The organism is Pseudomonas sp. PvP001, from assembly GCF_040546375.1.
Taxonomy (GTDB): Bacteria; Pseudomonadota; Gammaproteobacteria; order Pseudomonadales; family Pseudomonadaceae; genus Aquipseudomonas; species Aquipseudomonas coleopterorum.
Genome location: NZ_JBEPNQ010000001.1, coordinates 4,317,693 through 4,335,000, shown reverse-complemented (window position 1 = coordinate 4,335,000; position 17,308 = coordinate 4,317,693). Strand labels below are relative to the sequence as shown.

Genomic DNA, 17,308 nt, shown 5'->3' with positions numbered 1-17,308 from the left:
TTAACAAACCACCTACGCGCGCTTTACGCCCAGTAATTCCGATTAACGCTTGCACCCTCTGTATTACCGCGGCTGCTGGCACAGAGTTAGCCGGTGCTTATTCTGTCGGTAACGTCAAGACAGCAAGGTATTCGCTGACTGCCCTTCCTCCCAACTTAAAGTGCTTTACAATCCGAAGACCTTCTTCACACACGCGGCATGGCTGGATCAGGCTTTCGCCCATTGTCCAATATTCCCCACTGCTGCCTCCCGTAGGAGTCTGGACCGTGTCTCAGTTCCAGTGTGACTGATCATCCTCTCAGACCAGTTACGGATCGTCGCCTTGGTGAGCCATTACCTCACCAACTAGCTAATCCGACCTAGGCTCATCTGATAGCGCAAGGCCCGAAGGTCCCCTGCTTTCTCCCGTAGGACGTATGCGGTATTAGCGTTCCTTTCGAAACGTTGTCCCCCACTACCAGGCAGATTCCTAGGCATTACTCACCCGTCCGCCGCTGAATCAGGAAGCAAGCTTCCCTCAACCGCTCGACTTGCATGTGTTAGGCCTGCCGCCAGCGTTCAATCTGAGCCATGATCAAACTCTTCAGTTCAATACTGCAATCGGGTTTTGAGAAAACCCTATAAACTTGGCTCAGCAATCGCAAACTCGAACCCGAAGGATCGAGGTAACTCTTTGATTTCTCGTGGAGTCATTGTGATGCTGATAATCTTGTTGACTAACAGTCTTAACTCACAAGCACCCACACGAATTGCTTGATTCAATTGTTAAAGAGCGGTGGGTTGATTCTTTCGTCTCAACCGAGGCGCGCATTCTACGCTGGCCTCATATTCTGTCAAGCGTTTATTTCGAAGTATTTTTCCAGAAAACTGAACAACTTCAAACACTTGACTCGCTTCGATCACTCGTCAGCGGGAGGCGAATTCTACAGCGTTTAAAACCGCTGTCAACTGCCTTTTTCACCGCTTCCGAATTTGAAGATCGAAGCACTTCCTCACCACCTGAACGACTAACTCATTGATTAACAAGGCGTTTGTCGTTTCGGCTGCGCCGGAAGTGGGGCGAATTATAGAGACATTACGAAGCACGTCAATAGTCGAGGCTGTTGAAAGTTCAATAAATTTAAATGGGCAATATATTGCTCATTTCCTGCAGCTTAGCCATCATACGATCAATGCATACCTAACCTCTGCCAAGTAGCCACCTCATGACCCCGCCTTCGCTCACCTCCAAGCTCTACCCTATCGCTCTTCTTCTTATAGCCATGGCATCCATCCAGACGGGCGCCTCGTTGGCCAAGGGCATGTTTCCGCTGATAGGTGCGCAAGGTACGACCGCCCTGCGCCTGATATTCGCCAGTGTGTTCATGTTGATACTGCTACGCCCATGGCGGGCCCGCCTGACGTGGAAAACGTTGCAGACCGTCATGATCTACGGCATAGCCCTGGGCTGCATGAATCTGCTCTTCTACATGTCCCTGCGTACCGTCCCTCTGGGGATCGCCGTTGCCCTGGAGTTCACAGGGCCGCTGGCGGTGGCGATTCTGGCTTCGCGCAAAGCGATGGATTTTGTCTGGGTAGCACTTGCGGTCTTTGGCTTGCTGCTGTTGATACCCCTTGGCGATGCCCAGGCAGGTATCGATCCCGTGGGGGTCTGCTATGCGCTGGGTGCGGGGGTGTGCTGGGCGCTGTACATTCTTTATGGGCAGAAAGCTGGTGCCGACAATGGTGTGCAGACAGCCGCACTCGGGGTGATGATCGCTGCTGTGTTCATCGCACCTGTAGGCATCGTGCACGCCGGGACCGCTTTGCTCGATCTGGCGCTGATTCCGACGGCCATTGCCGTTGCGATACTGTCTACAGCACTGCCCTATAGCCTTGAGATGGTCGCGCTGACGCGCCTGCCGGCGCGCACCTTCGGCACTTTGATGAGTATGGAACCCGCCATAGGCGCACTGTCGGGGCTAGTGTTCCTGCATGAAGTGCTGAGCCCAACACAATGGCTCGCGATCGGCGCGATCATCATGGCCTCGGTCGGGGCAACGTTGACCATCCGCGCCGAACACGCCCCGGCTGTGGCGGCCGACTGATCCCCCGAGTCAGATCGGCTGCGTGCGGTCGCGCAGCCATTGCAAAGGCGCACCCTCAAGCAGCGGCGCCACTCTCATGGCAACTTCAGCGTGGTAGTCGTTGAGCCATTGGCGCTCTGCCGTCGACAGCTGGGCTATGTCGATGCATCGAGTGTCGATCGGGCACAGGGTCAACGTTTCGAAATTCAGAAACTGGCCGAAGTCGCTCTGCCCCGCTTCGCGGGTGAGCACCAGGTTCTCGATACGCACTCCCCAGTTCCCGGGTCGATAGGTCCCCGGTTCAATGGAAGTGATCATCCCCGGCAGCATGGCTGTCTGGGGCGTGGTGGGGGCCTGGTAGGCAATGACCTGCGGCCCCTCGTGAACGTTCATGAAGTAACCCACACCGTGGCCTGTGCCATGCCCATAGTCGACCTGGTCGGCCCAGATGGGTGCACGCGCAATGGCATCGAGCAAGGGCGAAAGAATCCCTTTTGGAAACGTAGCCCGTGACAGGGCGATCATGCCTTTCAGCACTCGAGTGCAATCCGCTTTCTGATCTGCCGTAGGCGTACCGACTGGGACCATGCGGGTTATGTCGGTAGTGCCGCCCAGGTATTGGCCACCCGAGTCGATCAACAACAGACCGTTGCCGTGAATGACGGCGTGGGCTTTCTCAGTGGCGCGGTAATGAGGCATGGCACCGTTGGCGTTGAACGCGGCAATGGTCGAAAAGCTCAGGGAGACGAAATTGGGCCGACGTGCGCGTGCGGCCGTGAGCTGCTCGTCGATGGTCAATTCGGTTATGCGCTCGCCTGCCCAGGCACCCTCCAGCCACGCGAAGAACTCGCACAACGCCGCGCCGTCCTGCTCCATGGCCTGGCGAATGTGCTCTGCCTCTTTTGCGGTCTTGCGTGACTTGCTCAGGGTTGTCGGGTTCAGCGCTTCTATCAGGCTGACACCGGTGTCGAGGTTTTCGATGATGCCCACGGTGACGCGGGCAGGATCGATCAGGAGCTTTTCACCCGCCGGTATCGCAGCCAGGGCAGCGCCGATCTCGGTGTAATCCCGGACGTCCACGCCTTCCTGAGACAAGCCATCGCGCAGTGTGGGATCGACTCGGGACAGTGCTGTGAACAAGGTTGCCGTGCCCTCGCCGATCAACGCGAAGGCGACGAAGACCGGATTGTAGGGGACGTCCGAACCGCGCAGATCGAACAGCCAGGCGATATCGTCGAGGGTTGCCAGCAAATGCCACTGAGCGCCCTGGGATCGAATCTGGTCGCGCAGCGCTTTCAGCTTTTCGGCGCGTTCGCGAGCAGCGTACGGCGGCAAATGCGCATAGACAGCTTGCTCAGGCAAAGCGGGACGATCGAGCCAGACCTCTGCAAAGAGGTCGAGGTCGGTACGCAGCGACGCCCCCGTGTGTTGCAGCTTTTCGCGCAACTGGCGGGCGGCAGCCACTGCCATGACTGCGCCGTCGACCGCGACCGTAGCGCCAGCGGGCATGTGCAAGCCCAGCCAATCCAGAGGACCCGGCTGCCCCGCCATCAGCTTGACCAGTTCGATGCCGCTTCCGGCGAGTTCGACCTGAGCTTGTTCCCAGTAGCGGCTGTCGGCCCAGAGTCCGGCGAAATCGGCGGTCACGATCAAGGTACCAACCGATCCATGAAAACCGGACAACCATTGGCGTGCCTGCCAGTGTTCAGGCAGGTATTCGGACAGATGCGGGTCCGCCGAAGGCACCAGCAAAGCGTCGATGCCCTCGCGCTGCATGATCGCGCGCGTCTGGCGCAGACGCTCGGAAACGGGGAAGTGGGCAGAAGGTGTCAGGCTCATTCGGGCTCCGGTTCGGATGCTGAATCGTGTGGATTGCTATTGTGGACCGATCATGGCGAATGCGGGCGCGCGGGGCAACCTTGGCAGGGAGGTGCATGGGGACGCCAGGCGGGTGCAGGCCTCGGTCGGCAGCTACCTTAGATAACGACGTTGCGCACGAAGCGCACCAATGTTTCGCTGTCGTTGCGATAGGCATAGGGCTGATTGCTGGGATAGACGAAGAACTCGCCGGCTGCCAGCTCATGGGAGCGGCCGTCCAGCAGGATGGTCAGTCGTCCTTCACAGACGTAGATCTGTTCGCTCCAGCCTTCGGCATCGGGCTCCGATGCGTAGGCTTCGCCGGGCTGCAGCAGCCATTCCCATAGTTCGACTTCCTTGCTGGCCACTGTGCTGGCCAACAGCACGGCCTTGCTGCCTGGCAGCGTACCGACCCAGGCCAGCTCGTTGATGCGACTGGGATCGCGATTCTCGCCGGGCTGGATGAGATCACTGAAAGCGACATCGAGCGCTTCGGCAATCCGGTCCAGGGTCGTCAGGCTGACGTTGTTGTCACCGGCTTCGATAGCCACCAGCATGCGGCGGCTGACCCCGGAGCACTCTGCCAGGGCGCTCTGCGAAAGCCCGGCAACCTGACGCAGGCGGCGCACGTTATGACTGACGTGCTGGAGAACCGAGGCTCTGGAAGTGGGGTCTTTGACCAAGGGGATCTGTGCTCGCTGGGGATAGTCCTGCTGATCGATACAATCGCGGCGGAGCTATCGATGGTAAAAAATTGTCATAAAAAAACAAGTCGTTATGGCGCGCCTGTACGATTCTGGCACAGCTTGCGGGTTGGTGATCACCCAGTGACACCGTATGATCCCTTTCAATATTCCTGCAGATTAGAAGCCTATGTCCTTGATAGTACTATTGCTTCTGCCCTTCGTAGGCAGCTGCGTGGCGGCTATTTTGCCGCACAACGCACGCAACGCAGAATCGCTTCTGGCCGGACTGGTTGCCTTGGTCGGCACGGTACAGGTAGCCATGCTGTATCCGCAAATTGCCAACGGTGGCGTGATACGCGAGGAATTCCTCTGGCTGCCCAGCCTCGGCCTCAACCTGGTGCTGCGTCTGGACGGCTTCGCGTGGCTATTTTCCCTGCTGGTGCTGGGCATTGGTGCGCTGGTCGCGCTCTATGCGCGCTACTACATGTCGCCGCAGGATCCCGTACCTCGCTTCTTCGCGTTTTTCCTGGCGTTCATGGGTGCGATGCTGGGCCTGGTGATCTCGGGCAACTTGATCCAGATGGTGTTTTTCTGGGAACTGACCAGCCTCTTCTCTTTCCTTCTCATCGGCTACTGGCATCATCGCGCCGATGCTCGCCGTGGTGCCTACATGGCGCTCATGGTGACCGGTGCCGGTGGTCTGTGCCTGCTGGCTGGCGTGTTGCTGCTGGGCCATATCGTGGGCAGCTACGACCTGGACAAGGTGCTGGTTGCGGGCGACGCCATCCGTGCGCATGGCCTGTATCCGGTCATGCTGACCCTGGTCCTGCTCGGCGCACTGACCAAGAGCGCCCAGTTTCCGTTTCATTTCTGGTTGCCGCACGCCATGGCGGCGCCGACGCCGGTTTCGGCGTATCTGCACTCGGCAACGATGGTCAAGGCCGGGGTATTCCTGCTGGCCCGGCTATGGCCTTCCCTGTCGGGCAGCGAACAATGGTTCTGGATCGTCAGCGGCGCAGGCGCCTGCACGCTCATGCTCGGCGCTTACGCGGCGATGTTCCAGAACGATCTCAAAGGCCTGCTGGCCTACTCGACGATCAGCCACCTGGGCCTGATCACGCTGCTGTTGGGGCTCAACAGCCCGCTGGCAGCGGTGGCTGCGGTGTTCCACATTCTCAATCACGCAACGTTCAAGGCGTCGCTGTTCATGGCTGCCGGCATTATCGACCACGAAAGTGGAACACGCGACATACGCCGCCTGAGCGGACTGTTCCGCCTCATTCCCTATACGGCGACGCTGGCCATGGTTGCCAGCGCGGCCATGGCAGGGGTGCCACTGATGAACGGCTTTCTGTCCAAGGAGATGTTCTTCGCCGAAACAGTTTTCATCAGCTCCACCGCCTGGGTCGAGATCGCCCTGCCGGTGGTCGCGACGCTGGCCGGTATCTTCAGCGTCGCCTATTCACTGCGCTTTACGGTTGACGTGTTCCTGGGCCCCAAAGCCACCGACCTGCCCCACATCCCCCACGAGCCGCCGCGCTGGATGCGTGCGCCCGTGGAGCTGCTGGTGCTGACCTGCCTGGTGGTCGGCATCTTCCCGGCACAGTCGGTGGCGCCCTTCCTGGCGGCGGCGGCGATACCCGTTGTAGGGGGCGATCTTCCGGAGTACAGCCTGGCCATATGGCATGGCTGGAATGCCCCCATGGTCATGAGCCTGATTGCGATGGGCGCCGGGGTGCTTCTATATGTATTGCTGCGCAATCAGTTCCGTCACGGTCGGCTGCGCTATCCACCGGTGATCGAGCGCTTCAACGGCAAGCGGCTGTTCGAGCGCTCGCAGGTGGTCATGATGCGGCTGGCGCGCAGAGTGGAGAGACTGCTTACCACCAGACGCCTGCAGGCCCAACTGTTCATGCTGGTGCTGGTTGCGGTGCTCGCAGGCCTGGCGCCGATGCTTTATAGCGGACTGAGCTGGGGGGATCGACCGAAGATCCCGGGATCGGGCGTCTTCGTGATTCTCTGGTTGATCGCCATTGCCTGCGCATTGGGGGCTGCCTGGCAGGCGAAGTACCATCGACTGGCGGCGCTGACCATGGTCAGCGTGTGCGGGTTGATGACCTGCGTCACCTTCGTCTGGTTCTCGGCGCCGGATCTGGCGCTGACTCAACTGGTGGTCGAGGTGGTGACCACGGTGTTGATATTGCTCGGGCTGCGCTGGCTGCCTCGGCGGATCGAGGATGTCGCACCCTCCAGGGCGACGCTGGACCGTGCCAAATTGCGCCGTCTGCGCGATCTGGTGCTGGCGGTGGTGGTCGGCGGCGGCATGGCGCTGTTGTCCTATTCGATGCTCACCCGCGCCACGCCCAACTTCATTTCCGAGTTCTACCTGAGCCGTGCCCTGCCCCAAGGCGGCGGGACCAACGTGGTCAACGTCATGCTGGTGGACTTCCGCGGCTTCGATACCCTGGGCGAGATTACCGTGCTTGCCGCCGTGGCCCTGACCGTGTTTGCCCTGCTGCGGCGCTTCCGCCCACCCAAGGAAAGCATGCAGCTGCCGGCGCAGCAACGATCGCTGGCACCCGACGTGGTCACCGATCTCATCAACCCGCGCGGCGCGGACGATACTGCGCTGGGCTTCATGATGGTTCCGGCCGTTCTGGTTCGTCTGTTGCTGCCAGTGGCGGTGGTGGTGTCGATGTATCTGTTCATGCGCGGGCATAACCAGCCTGGCGGTGGATTCGTTGCCGGCTTGGTGCTGTCGGTAGCGTTCATCCTGCAATACATGGTGGCGGGTACCCAGTGGGTTGAGGCGCAGATGCGCCTGCGACCGCTGCGCTGGATGGGTACCGGACTGCTTTGTGCCACTGTAACCGGGATCGGCGCCATTGCCTTGGGTTATCCATTCCTCACCACACACACTGCGCATGTTCATTTGCCGGTCCTGGGTGACTTTCATGTCGCCAGTGCCCTGTTCTTCGACATCGGTGTGTTCACCGTGGTGGTGGGATCCACTCTGCTGATGCTCACCGCGCTGGGTCACCAGTCGGTGCGTGCTCACCGTCCCTCGAGCCTGCCCAAAGGCATTGCCCCAAAAGGAGCCGTCTGATGGAAGAAGTGATAGCGATTGCCATCGGCGTACTGGCTGCATCGGGCGTTTGGCTGATCTTGCGTCCACGAACGTTCCAGGTGGTCATGGGCCTCTGCCTGCTGTCTTACGGGGTCAACCTGTTCATCTTCAGCATGGGCAGCCTGTTCATCGGCAAGGAGCCGATCATCAAGGAAGGTGTGCCGCAGGACCTGCTCAATTACACAGACCCCCTGCCCCAGGCACTGGTACTGACTGCGATCGTGATCAGCTTTGCGATGACTGCGCTGTTTCTGGTGGTTCTGTTGGCTTCACGGGGCCTGACCGGCACTGACCACGTAGACGGCCGGGAGCCCAAGGAATGAGCTGGATGCCCCATCTGATCGCTGCGCCCATCATACTGCCGCTGTTCACGGCGGCGTTGATGATGCTGCTCGGAGAGAAACACCGCTCGCTGAAAGCGCAGATCAACATCATCTCCAGCCTGCTGGGACTGGCGATTGCCTGTTACCTGATGTGGTGGGTCCAGGATCAAGGCCAGGCCGGTTCGATTGGCGTGTACCTGCCCGGCAACTGGCAGGTGCCATTCGGTATCGTGCTGGTGGTGGACAGGTTGTCAGCCTTGATGCTGGTGCTGACAGGCATCGTCGGCGTCTGCGCCCTGCTGTTCGCCATGGCCCGCTGGGATCGGGCCGGTGCGAGCTTCCACGCCTTGTTCCAGATCCAGTTGATGGGCCTTTACGGTGCCTTCCTGACCGCCGATCTGTTCAACCTGTTCGTGTTCGTGTTCTTCGAGGTGCTCCTGGCCGCTTCCTATGGCCTGATGCTGCATGGTTCGGGCAAGGCCCGGGTATCGGCCGGGCTGCATTACATCGCGATCAACCTGCTGGCCTCGTCGTTGTTCCTGATCGGTGCGGCCATGATCTACGGGGTCACGGGAACCCTGAACATGGCTGACCTGGCCCTGAAGATTCCGCTGGTGCCCGAGGCAGATCGCGGCCTGCTGCACGCCGGTGCTGCCATTCTCGCAACAGCCTTCCTGGCCAAGGCCGGCATGTGGCCGTTGAATTTCTGGCTGGTTCCGGCGTACTCGTCCGCCAGCGCCCCGGTTGCTGCGCTGTTTGCGATCATGACCAAGGTGGGCTTCTATACCCTGCTGCGGCTGTGGACCCTGATGTTTTCCGGACAGGCCGGTGCATCGGCGCATTTCGGCGGCCAGTGGCTGATCTACGGGGGCCTGGCGACCATCGCCGTGGCTGCCGTCTGCATTCTTGCCGCGCAACGACTGGAGCGCATGGCGAGCCTGAGCATCCTGATTTCAGCCGGCATCCTGCTGGCGGCGATCGGTTTCGGGCAGAGCGGGTTGATCGCTGCCGCGCTGTTCTATCTGGTCAGCTCGACCTTGGCACTCAGTGCGCTGTTCCTGCTCGCCGAATTGGTCGAGCGTTCGCGGTCTGCCAACGAGATTCCGCTGGAGTACGATGCCGACCCGCTGCCAGCTGCGGTCGAGGCATTGCATCCGCCCAAGGGTATCAACCTCGATGACGAGCAGAAGGCCGTGGTAGGCCAGGTGATTCCCTGGACCATGGCCTTCCTGGGCCTGAGTTTCATTGCCTGCGCACTGCTGATCATCGGCATGCCGCCGTTGTCCGGGTTCATCGGCAAACTCAACCTGATCGCCGCGTTGTTCAATCCACAGGGACTCGGGGTGGCCACCGAGCAAACCCCGAGCGCAAGCGCCTGGGTCTATCTGGCGTTGTTGATCCTTTCCGGACTGGCTTCGCTGATCGCTCTGGCGCGTGTGGGCATGCAGCGCTTCTGGACGCCGCACGAGCGGCCTTCACCGTTGCTGCGGCTCAACGAGTGTGTACCGATCATGGTCCTGCTGGGATTGTGTGTGTTGTTGGCGATGCGCGCAGAACCTCTACTGCGGTACACGGCCGATACGGCGGCCATGCTCGATGATCCCAAGCAATACGTGATGACCGTGCTGGGTGCCCAGCCGGTACCTGGTCCGACTACAACAAGCCTTGAGGGTGAACCATGAGTCGCCTGTTCCCTGCTCCGTTGCTGTCGATCGCCCTCACCGTCCTGTGGTTGCTGCTCAACGTCTCCATGAGTGCCGGCAACCTTTTGCTCGCCGTGCTGCTGGGATGGCTGGCGCCGCTGTTGATGTCGCCGCTGCGGCCTCAGGCCGTGCGTATCCGTAGGCCCATGGTGATACTGCGGCTGCTGCTGCGCGTAGGCGGCGGTGTACTGGTGTCGAACCTGCAGGTGTTCTGGCAGGTCTGGAGCATGGACGCTCGTCCGCCACGCTCGGCGTTCGTGGAGATTCCGTTGCAGTTGCACAATGCCAACGGGCTGGCTGCCTTGGCGGCAGTCGCCACCGTCATTCCAGGCACCGTATGGTCCGAGCTGGCGCTGGATCGCAGCGTTTTGCTGATGCATGTTCTGGATCTGGATGACGAGGCGCAATTCATCGAGGAATTCAAAGACACCTACGAACGCCCGCTGATGGAGATCTTTCAATGAGCGCATTGCTGTCAAACGCCATTGTCGCGAGCCTGTTCATATTCGCCCTGGCAATGTTGCTTACGCTGATCCGGCTGTTCAGAGGACCGTCGGCCCAGGACCGGGTATTGGCTCTGGACTACCTGTACATTCTGGCGATGCTGGTCATGCTGGTGCTGGGCATACGGTACGCCAGCGACACCTATTTCGAAGCGGCTTTGCTGATTGCCCTGTTCGGCTTCGTCGGCTCGTTCGCGCTGGCCAAGTTCCTGCTGCGTGGAGAAGTGATCGAATGAATTCACTCCAGGTTTTACCCTTCTGGGTAGAGGTGGCTACGGCCCTATTGTTGCTAGCCAGCAGTCTGTTCGCGTTCACGGGTGCCTTGGGGCTGCTGCGCTTCAAGGATTACTTTCAGCGCATGCATCCGCCGGCGCTGGCGTCCACGCTGGGCGCCTGGTGTGTGGCGCTGGCGTCCATCCTGTACTTTTCTTGGCTCAAGCATGGGCCGGTGGTGCATGCCTGGCTCATCCCCATCCTGCTATCGATCACCGTGCCAGTGACCACGCTGCTGTTGGCCCGCGCAGCGCTGTTTCGCAAACGCACGGCTGGAGAAGCGGTGCCTGCCGAGGTCAGCAGCCACCGCAGCGACAGCGGTCACTGACTCATTTCAGACTGGCGCTCACTTTGCTGGCTACGTCATCAGGCAGCCAGGTCTTCCAAACTTCGGGATGATCCTTCAGAAACGCCTCGCCAGCCTGGCGAGGCGAAGTGCGGGCTTCGCTCATGTTGGCCAGGGCCTTGTTCAGGGGATCGATAGGAAGATCGACCTTGGCGAAGAACTCGACCAGTTGCGGATACTCCTGCTGGAATGCCTTGGACACCCCGATCGACAGCTTCGATGGCAGCGAACGGGTAGGCAGCGGCGCGGGATTGTCAGCATCGGTCAGGGTGGCCCAGGCCTTGGCATCGAAAGGGGGTTCTTCGAGCTGGATCAGCTTGTAGCGGCCCAACAGCGGGGTCGGTGACCAGTAGTAGAAGAGCACGGGCTTGCCGCGCCGGATGGACGAGGCGATCTCGGCGTCCAGTGCGGCGCCAGAGCCCGAACGGAAATTGACGTAGTCGTCGGTCAGCTTGTAGGCCTTGAGTTTCTGCGCGTTGACGACTTCGGATGTCCAGCCGATCGGGCTGTTGAGGAAGCGGCCTTTGTCTGGGCTTTCCGGATCCTTGAAGACGTCCTTGTAGCGAGGCAGATCGGCGACGCTGCGCAGATCCGGCGCCAGCGGCTTGATACCTTTGGCAGCGTCACCCTTGATCACGTATTCAGGGACGAACCAGCCTTCGGTGGCGCCTTTGACAGTGTCACCCAAGCCGATCACCTTGCCCTCGGCTTCGGCCTTGACCCAGACCGGACTGCGGCCGGCCCACTCTTCGGCAATGACCTGGATGTCGTTCTTGGCCAACGCCGTTTCCAGGGTGATGGTCGTGCCAGGCTGGGTATCGGTGGGCAGGCCGTAGCCCTTCTCGACGATATAGCGCAACAGTTCGGTAATGAGGCTGCCACTCTCCCAGTTCAGGTCGGCGAACTGGATGGGCGTGGTTTGCGCGTGGGCCGGAAGTGTTGCGGTCGATAGCCAGAGGCCGGCGCCACAGGCGACCAGCCAGGCACGTAATCCTTTCATGCGGGGTTCCTCGGTAAACAGTCGATGACTTGGGTAAGTCACCTTACTGTAGCGCAGGTTCCCCGAAGCATTATTCGCTGGGTTTGAAGGTCAATTCGCCCTTGCGCCATTTGGCTGCCTTGGCGGTAGCCGCTTTCAAGGTCTTGCCCAGGTTTTCCTCGATGCGCTCGTGGGCAGCGAAGACCAGCATCACGGTCTGACCTTCCTTGAACACGATGCCTTCGCCCTGCGCCATGCTGACGAACGCATACTCGCCCAGTCCGTAGACAGTGAGTTTGATATCGCGAAACTTGAGTTCGAACTTGCCACCTTCGCGGCTAGGCAAAACCGCAGCGCGGAAGTGATCGCCTACTTTGAGTTCCAGTCGAGGTTTGTCGTCGACCACCAGCGCGGACTCGGTATCGAGTTCGGCCATGTAGATGCCTTCCGCGCTTTGCTCGGTGACATAGACGAAACGCGACTGAAAGAGTTTGACCAACTTCGCACGCAAATCGCCGAGCACGAACAGTGCGTGCATATCCAGATTAGTTACTGCCAATGAAGAATCCTCAAATCGAAACACAGACTACCGGACGCTGTTCGCGTGGTAATAACCTGAAGACGCGGGGAGCGCCGAACGGTCGGCAGCACGTGCAATGATTGCCGCCGACCTGCTAACGAAAGACTAAAGGATCGAACCTTGATCCGGGATGCGCAGCGTCGACCTGCTGCAGGGAAAATTGCCGAAGACCGCGAAGGAAAAAGGCAAGCCTGGACGTGTATGGCAGAGCGGCGCCACGGCCTCATGGGGAAGCTGGCGACCAACACGTGCAGGGCAGCGAAGCGCATGACGGTGATCTGGCGCGAATAGTACCGAATCGAACCCCGGCGCGGTCAAGAAGTTTGTTGGATGGACACGTTCAAAACAGGATCGGGGCAAAGCTCGATGCCCTGTGCCGTCCATTGCAAACAAACACGGTACTGCGAGCGAACTCTGGCGAGGCCGTCGCCTCAGATACAGGGTAACCTTTCAATCATGGCTGGAAACGGCCGCTGAGGAGTCAACATGGATCTGCCGAACCCAAGCCTTACTGGCCTTTTCGATCAACTGGGCCTGGCCAGCGAAGAGGCTGACATTCAGAAATTCATTGCCGAGCATCAGCTCGACCAAGACACCAAGCTGATCGATGCGCCCTTCTGGACTGATCAGCAGCGCAGCTTTCTGAAAGAGGAGCTGCACAGCGATGCGGAGTGGGCACCCATCGTCGATGAACTCAATGTGGCCTTGCATCCGCAGGCGTGAGAAACGCCTGCGGTCTATTGATCACGCTTGACGTTGATGCTTGTCGATCTGCTCGTGGCGCTCTTGCGCCTCGATGCAGTACTTGGTGGTAGGGCTGATCAACAGGCGCTTCAGGCCGATCGGCTCGCCACTGTCGTCACACCAGCCGAAGCTGTCGTCATTGATGCGGCCCAGGGCCATTTCCAATTGCGGCAGCAGGCGCTGGTCGCGCTCGATGACATTGACCAGCCAGTGACGCTCCTCTTCCACAGAGGCAGCGTCGGCAGGATCGGCGGGCGTGTCCAGGCTTTCAATGGCTACACGGCTTTGCTCGATGCGCTGCTGGGTCTCGATCTTCATGGCCTGCAACAGCTCGGTGAAGTAGGCCAGTTGCTCAGCGTTCATGTAGTCATCAGCCGGCATGGCCAGCAACTTTTCCTTTGTCATTGATTTCTCTGCAAACGAATAATGCGCTAGGGCAAAACAGGAAGCCCGCGACGCTGTCGGCGACGCAGGCAGAATTCTTCAAGCACCACACGGCATATGGTCAAGAGGGGCGGCAGTCTAAGGCCGGTTTACATGCGCAGCAACCCTAAATTTGGCAGGGGGCCGAGGGCCTGCTCGCTGGCGCAGGCGCGACCGCGCCACAGGCGGCGGCAGGCAGCCGTCTGGGCGGTTTTTATAGCATACTGGCCGTTACCGATTGCCTGGGGTTTATGCCATGACCGATGTTGAAACAACCGCTTCCGAACCCGTACGACTCGATGTCGTGGAGATTCGCGTACTCGGCGCACTGATCGAGAAACAGGCCAGCAATCCTGAGACCTACCCATTGACGCTCAATGCGCTGGTGCTGGCGTGCAATCAGAAAACCAGTCGCGAACCGGTGACCCAGTACACCCAGGGGCAGATCGGGCAGAGCCTGCGCGCGCTCGAAGGTCGGCAGATGACCCGTCTGGTGATGGGCAGCCGCGCCGATCGCTGGGATCACCGGCTGGACAAGGCGCTCGAACTGGTGCCCGCCCAGGTCATTCTGATGGGGCTGATGTTCCTGCGCGGACCGCAGACCGTTGGCGAGCTGCTGACGCGCAGTGCCCGCCTCCACGATTTCGAGGACGCCGAGCAGATCCTGCATCAGTTGGAGCGTCTTGCGAGCCGCGGCTTCGCGGTACATGCGCCACGCCAGGCGGGGCAGCGCGAGGATCGCTACAGCCATGCCTTGGGCGATCCTGCGGCTATCGACGCCATCTTGAGCGCCCGGGGCGTGCCGCCCGAGCGCAACGGTTCAAAACACGACGATACCCGCCTGGACGAGCTGGAAGCACGTATCGCTGCGCTTGAAGAGCGCCTGTCGCGGCTGGAATGACAGCCGTGTCAGCCGCGGGCGTACTCGGTGGCCAGGCGTAACTGCTCGGCGGTAGGGCGTACGCCGGTGTAGAGCACGAACTGCTCAAGGGCCTGGATGGCGATGACCTCGAGGCCGGTAATCACGGGTTTGCCTAGCTCAAGAGCGGCTTTGATCAGTGGCGTCTGCCATGGCAGGGCGACGACGTCGAACACCTGCTGCGCCGCCTCGATGGCGGCCCTGTCGAACGACAATTCCTCGGCCTGGTCACTGCCGGTCATGCCGACTGGCGTGACATTGACCAGCAGCTGTGGGCGCGAGTCGCCCAACTCGGCCTGCCAGGGATAACCGCAGGTATCGGCCAGCGCGCGTCCGGTTTCGTAGTTGCGGGCAATGATCAGGCCATTGCGCAGACCGGCGTCGCGAAACGCCGATGCCACGGCCTTGGCCATGCCGCCGCTGCCGCGCAGGGCGAAGGTGGTGTCGGGGTCGACGGCGTGCGTGTCCAGCAATTGGCGGATGGCCAGATAGTCGGTGTTGTAGGCTTTCAGATAACCGTTGTCGTTGACGATGGTATTGATCGATTCGATGGCCGAAGCCGATGCATCGAGTTCGTCCACCAAGGGTATGCAGGCTTCCTTGAACGGCATCGACACGCCGCAGCCACGGATGCCCAAGGCGCGAATGCCAGCGATGGCCGCCGGCAGATCGCTCGTGGTCATGGCTTTGTAGTAGTAATCGAGGCCCAACTGGTCGTACAGATGGTTGTGAAAGCGCACCCCGAACGTTCCGGGACGCGCGGCGAGCGACATGCACAGGATGGTGTCGCGGTTGGGAGCAATGGACATTCTTGGCCTCCGGCGGCGTGGGGCATGAAAGAAAGCAGGCAGACGACGCGCTGCCCTTACACAAAATTTACCCATCGACGGGGACGCTTTTGACGGTTTTTTTGTCATAGTCATGTCCCCGGCGAAATGATTTGACCCTATCGCAGGTTCGAACGCCAGGGCGCGAAACACGAGGAATCTATCATGATGCGTCAACTTCCCAAGATGGCTCTGCTGGTAGGGGCGCTGGCGATGGCCGGTCAGGCCTCGGCGCACGGCGGCGGCTGGCACGGTGCCGGGCCGGGTATATTGGGCGCGGTACTGGGCGCGGCCGTGGTAGGCGCAGTGGTCACTTCCAATGCGCCGCAGCGGGTCTATGTGGAGCAGCAGCCGGTGTATGTGCAGAGCCCGCCGCCGGTGTACGTGCAACAACCTGCCTATGTGCAGCAACCGGTGTATGTGCAGTCGCCGCCTGTGTATGTGCAGCCTTATCCGGTGTACGCAGCCCCGCCTCCACCGCGTGGCTACTATGGGCCGCCACCGGTGTACTACGGTCCACCACGGTGGTGAGTCGCCGCGGCAGGGCGTGATAGGAATCGTCGATGGTGACTATCGAGCAAGGTGATTTCTATGGGCCGCGGCGAACTCGTAAGGTGGCTGACAGGAACCACCGGAGGTGTCTCATGCCTGTATTAAGAATCATGTCGGTAGTCGGCAGCGCGGTCCCGGAAAAGTTGCGTGATCTGGGCCTTTTGGCGTGCTGGTACGTGGTGCGCGACGGCGAGCCTGTCAGTGGGCCCCTGCCCTCCCTGCCCCACGCCAAACAAGCCTTTGCCACGCTCAATGCAGCGCAGCCCCACTAGCCAGCGCACTGCATGGAATGGATCAAGCCCCGCTCTGCGGGGCTTTTTCATGGTGTTCGCGCTGGATGAGCTTTTCTTCACGCACCAGGCCTTGCCGGGCGCGACAATCGACAGGCGCTTTGCCATACTCGCGCCACGTGACAATCGTCACTTCGAATCCGCTTCACCCCAGGCCCGATCTACCTCTATTTCAGTGAGCGCTCCGCGTGAAGACCCCGCTATCTCTTTTCAGCCTGTTGCTGGCTTTGACCACTTTCGTCGCCACCCCAAACCTCGAAGCGGCGGAAAAAGCCGCCGTGCCACGGGATCCCTCGCAGTTGCACCTGGCTTCGGGCAGCGCTCTGCTGATCGATCTGCAGACCAATAAAGTGGTCTACGAGAACAACGCCGACCATGTGGTGCCTATCGCATCGGTGACCAAGTTGATGACCGGCATGGTCGTGCTGGACGCCAAGCAGTCCATGAGCGAAGTGATCTCGGTCGACATCACTCACAACAAGGAAATGAAGGGTGTGTTTTCCCGGGTCAAGCTCGGTAGCGAGCTGAACCGCCGGGACATGCTGCTCATCACCCTGATGTCGTCGGAGAACCGTGCAGCGTCGAGCCTCGCCCATCATTACCCCGGCGGCTACGGCGCTTTCATCGCGGCGATGAACGCCAAGGCTCGCGCACTGGGCATGACCCATACCCGCTATGTGGAGCCGACCGGCTTGTCGACCAGCAACGTGTCCACCGCCCGTGATCTGGCCAAGTTGCTGATCGCGGCGCAGCAGTACCCGTTGCTCAGCGAGCTGAGCACCACGCGGGAAAAGACCGTGGCGTTCAAGAAGCCCAGCTACACCCTGGGGTTCCACAATACCGATCACCTGATCAACAAGGATGACTGGGACATCAAGATCACCAAGACCGGTTTCACCAATATGGCCGGGCACTGCCTGGTGCTGGTGACGCGCATGGGTGGCCGACCTGTGGCGATGGTGATCCTCGATGCGTTCGGCAAGTACACCCACTTTGCCGATGCCAGCCGTCTGCGCAAATGGGTGGAAACCGGCAAGAGCAGCGCGCCGCCGGCCGTGGCGATGGACTACAAGGCGCAGAAAAAGCAGATGCGCCAGGCTGCCGACTGAC

At 60.4% G+C, this 17,308-nt stretch carries 18 protein-coding genes and 1 rRNA gene (1 of these 19 running past the window's edge); 12 read left to right on the top strand and 7 right to left on the bottom strand.

Going from position 1 to position 17,308, the window contains the following annotated elements; genetic code table 11:
* Nucleotides 1-590, bottom strand: a 16S ribosomal RNA gene (locus tag ABMD26_RS19925); it reaches 947 nt to the left of the window's first position.
* Nucleotides 591-1,205: 615 nt separating this feature from the next.
* On the opposite strand from ABMD26_RS19925, the gene rhtA reads away from it, so the two are divergent.
* A complete protein-coding gene (gene rhtA, locus ABMD26_RS19920) occupies nucleotides 1,206-2,087 on the top strand; it encodes a threonine/homoserine exporter RhtA (RefSeq protein ID WP_134723113.1) in 882 nt (293 codons plus the stop codon).
* A 9-nt stretch (nucleotides 2,088-2,096) separates the two neighbouring features.
* On the opposite strand, the gene ABMD26_RS19915 is transcribed toward rhtA, so the two are convergent.
* Both ABMD26_RS19915 and ABMD26_RS19910 read right to left on the bottom strand, forming a co-directional pair.
* The gene (locus tag ABMD26_RS19915) at nucleotides 2,097-3,905 is read right to left on the bottom strand and encodes an aminopeptidase P family protein (RefSeq protein ID WP_354311366.1); all 1,809 of its coding nucleotides are present in this window, start codon (nucleotides 3,903-3,905) and stop codon (nucleotides 2,097-2,099) included.
* Nucleotides 3,906-4,042: 137 nt separating this feature from the next.
* A complete protein-coding gene (locus ABMD26_RS19910) occupies nucleotides 4,043-4,606 on the bottom strand; it encodes a helix-turn-helix domain-containing protein (protein ID WP_122743441.1) in 564 nt (187 codons plus the stop codon).
* Nucleotides 4,607-4,796: 190 nt separating this feature from the next.
* Here ABMD26_RS19910 and ABMD26_RS19905 point away from each other — a divergent pair, with 190 nt between their 5' ends.
* The 6 genes from ABMD26_RS19905 to ABMD26_RS19880 are packed head-to-tail and all read left to right on the top strand — an operon-like array spanning nucleotide 4,797 to nucleotide 10,866.
* Nucleotides 4,797-7,715 carry a monovalent cation/H+ antiporter subunit A gene (locus ABMD26_RS19905; protein WP_122743442.1) on the top strand — a complete coding sequence of 973 codons (2,919 nt, stop codon included), beginning with the start codon at nucleotides 4,797-4,799 and terminating at the stop codon, nucleotides 7,713-7,715.
* The gene (locus ABMD26_RS19900) at nucleotides 7,715-8,059 is read left to right on the top strand and encodes a Na+/H+ antiporter subunit C (RefSeq protein WP_043186251.1); all 345 of its coding nucleotides are present in this window, start codon (nucleotides 7,715-7,717) and stop codon (nucleotides 8,057-8,059) included. The genes ABMD26_RS19905 and ABMD26_RS19900 overlap by 1 nt, the downstream gene beginning before the upstream one ends.
* Complete coding sequence (locus ABMD26_RS19895) at nucleotides 8,056-9,741, top strand: monovalent cation/H+ antiporter subunit D (RefSeq protein ID WP_354311363.1); 1,686 nt, start codon at nucleotides 8,056-8,058, stop codon at nucleotides 9,739-9,741. Before ABMD26_RS19900 ends, ABMD26_RS19895 begins: the two co-directional genes overlap by 4 nt.
* A complete protein-coding gene (locus ABMD26_RS19890; protein ID WP_354311361.1) occupies nucleotides 9,738-10,226 on the top strand; it encodes a Na+/H+ antiporter subunit E in 489 nt (162 codons plus the stop codon). Before ABMD26_RS19895 ends, ABMD26_RS19890 begins: the two co-directional genes overlap by 4 nt.
* Nucleotides 10,223-10,501, top strand: a complete 279-nt coding sequence (locus ABMD26_RS19885; RefSeq protein WP_049858721.1) for a K+/H+ antiporter subunit F — start codon at nucleotides 10,223-10,225, stop codon at nucleotides 10,499-10,501. Before ABMD26_RS19890 ends, ABMD26_RS19885 begins: the two co-directional genes overlap by 4 nt.
* The gene (locus tag ABMD26_RS19880; RefSeq protein ID WP_122743445.1) at nucleotides 10,498-10,866 is read left to right on the top strand and encodes a Na+/H+ antiporter subunit G; all 369 of its coding nucleotides are present in this window, start codon (nucleotides 10,498-10,500) and stop codon (nucleotides 10,864-10,866) included. The genes ABMD26_RS19885 and ABMD26_RS19880 overlap by 4 nt, the downstream gene beginning before the upstream one ends.
* Nucleotide 10,867: 1 nt before the next feature.
* On the opposite strand, the gene ABMD26_RS19875 is transcribed toward ABMD26_RS19880, so the two are convergent.
* Nucleotides 10,868-11,884, bottom strand: a complete 1,017-nt coding sequence (locus ABMD26_RS19875; protein WP_122743446.1) for an ABC transporter substrate-binding protein — start codon at nucleotides 11,882-11,884, stop codon at nucleotides 10,868-10,870.
* 70 nt (nucleotides 11,885-11,954) lie between these two features.
* On the bottom strand, nucleotides 11,955-12,422 hold the full coding sequence (locus tag ABMD26_RS19870; RefSeq protein ID WP_082223526.1) for a hypothetical protein: 468 nt from the start codon (nucleotides 12,420-12,422) through the stop codon (nucleotides 11,955-11,957).
* A gap of 507 nt (nucleotides 12,423-12,929) precedes the next feature.
* Here ABMD26_RS19870 and ABMD26_RS19865 point away from each other — a divergent pair.
* On the top strand, nucleotides 12,930-13,166 hold the full coding sequence (locus ABMD26_RS19865; protein WP_049858725.1) for a DUF2789 domain-containing protein: 237 nt from the start codon (nucleotides 12,930-12,932) through the stop codon (nucleotides 13,164-13,166).
* Nucleotides 13,167-13,187: 21 nt separating this feature from the next.
* Here ABMD26_RS19865 and ABMD26_RS19860 read toward each other — a convergent pair whose 3' ends face one another.
* The gene (locus ABMD26_RS19860; protein ID WP_049858726.1) at nucleotides 13,188-13,592 is read right to left on the bottom strand and encodes a TraR/DksA family transcriptional regulator; all 405 of its coding nucleotides are present in this window, start codon (nucleotides 13,590-13,592) and stop codon (nucleotides 13,188-13,190) included.
* Between the two features lie 274 nt (nucleotides 13,593-13,866).
* Between ABMD26_RS19860 and ABMD26_RS19855 the strand changes: the two genes are divergently transcribed.
* A complete protein-coding gene (locus ABMD26_RS19855) occupies nucleotides 13,867-14,511 on the top strand; it encodes a YceH family protein (protein WP_354311357.1) in 645 nt (214 codons plus the stop codon).
* Nucleotides 14,512-14,519: 8 nt separating this feature from the next.
* Here the strand turns inward: ABMD26_RS19855 and ABMD26_RS19850 are convergent, their stop codons facing one another.
* Nucleotides 14,520-15,338 (bottom strand): shikimate 5-dehydrogenase, encoded by an 819-nt coding sequence (locus tag ABMD26_RS19850; protein ID WP_122743448.1) that lies wholly within the window; start codon nucleotides 15,336-15,338, stop codon nucleotides 14,520-14,522.
* Nucleotides 15,339-15,521: 183 nt separating this feature from the next.
* On the opposite strand from ABMD26_RS19850, the gene ABMD26_RS19845 reads away from it, so the two are divergent.
* The 3 genes from ABMD26_RS19845 to pbpG all read left to right on the top strand — a co-directional run bounded on the left by ABMD26_RS19845 (nucleotide 15,522) and on the right by pbpG (nucleotide 17,307).
* Nucleotides 15,522-15,887 (top strand): hypothetical protein, encoded by a 366-nt coding sequence (locus tag ABMD26_RS19845; protein WP_090359094.1) that lies wholly within the window; start codon nucleotides 15,522-15,524, stop codon nucleotides 15,885-15,887.
* A 113-nt stretch (nucleotides 15,888-16,000) separates the two neighbouring features.
* Nucleotides 16,001-16,180 (top strand): hypothetical protein, encoded by a 180-nt coding sequence (locus ABMD26_RS19840; protein WP_049858967.1) that lies wholly within the window; start codon nucleotides 16,001-16,003, stop codon nucleotides 16,178-16,180.
* 206 nt (nucleotides 16,181-16,386) lie between these two features.
* On the top strand, nucleotides 16,387-17,307 hold the full coding sequence (gene pbpG / locus ABMD26_RS19835; protein ID WP_049858730.1) for a D-alanyl-D-alanine endopeptidase: 921 nt from the start codon (nucleotides 16,387-16,389) through the stop codon (nucleotides 17,305-17,307).
* The last annotated feature ends 1 nt before the right edge of the window (nucleotide 17,308 follow it).

Excerpts from the sequence above, each read along its gene's own strand:
- ABMD26_RS19890 (WP_354311361.1), top strand. The coding sequence starts at position 9,738 with ATGAGTCGCCTGTTCCCTGCTCCGTTGCTGTCGATCGCCCTCACCGTC.
- ABMD26_RS19875 (WP_122743446.1), bottom strand. The coding sequence starts at position 11,884 with ATGAAAGGATTACGTGCCTGGCTGGTCGCCTGTGGCGCCGGCCTCTGG.
- ABMD26_RS19840 (WP_049858967.1), top strand. The coding sequence starts at position 16,001 with ATGCCTGTATTAAGAATCATGTCGGTAGTCGGCAGCGCGGTCCCGGAA.
- ABMD26_RS19845 (WP_090359094.1), top strand. The coding sequence starts at position 15,522 with ATGATGCGTCAACTTCCCAAGATGGCTCTGCTGGTAGGGGCGCTGGCG.
- ABMD26_RS19915 (WP_354311366.1), bottom strand. The coding sequence starts at position 3,905 with ATGAGCCTGACACCTTCTGCCCACTTCCCCGTTTCCGAGCGTCTGCGC.
- ABMD26_RS19880 (WP_122743445.1), top strand. The coding sequence starts at position 10,498 with ATGAATTCACTCCAGGTTTTACCCTTCTGGGTAGAGGTGGCTACGGCC.
- ABMD26_RS19865 (WP_049858725.1), top strand. The coding sequence starts at position 12,930 with ATGGATCTGCCGAACCCAAGCCTTACTGGCCTTTTCGATCAACTGGGC.
- ABMD26_RS19855 (WP_354311357.1), top strand. The coding sequence starts at position 13,867 with ATGACCGATGTTGAAACAACCGCTTCCGAACCCGTACGACTCGATGTC.
- ABMD26_RS19885 (WP_049858721.1), top strand. The coding sequence starts at position 10,223 with ATGAGCGCATTGCTGTCAAACGCCATTGTCGCGAGCCTGTTCATATTC.
- ABMD26_RS19860 (WP_049858726.1), bottom strand. The coding sequence starts at position 13,592 with ATGACAAAGGAAAAGTTGCTGGCCATGCCGGCTGATGACTACATGAAC.
- rhtA (WP_134723113.1), top strand. The coding sequence starts at position 1,206 with ATGACCCCGCCTTCGCTCACCTCCAAGCTCTACCCTATCGCTCTTCTT.
- ABMD26_RS19900 (WP_043186251.1), top strand. The coding sequence starts at position 7,715 with ATGGAAGAAGTGATAGCGATTGCCATCGGCGTACTGGCTGCATCGGGC.
- ABMD26_RS19850 (WP_122743448.1), bottom strand. The coding sequence starts at position 15,338 with ATGTCCATTGCTCCCAACCGCGACACCATCCTGTGCATGTCGCTCGCC.
- ABMD26_RS19905 (WP_122743442.1), top strand. The coding sequence starts at position 4,797 with ATGTCCTTGATAGTACTATTGCTTCTGCCCTTCGTAGGCAGCTGCGTG.
- ABMD26_RS19895 (WP_354311363.1), top strand. The coding sequence starts at position 8,056 with ATGAGCTGGATGCCCCATCTGATCGCTGCGCCCATCATACTGCCGCTG.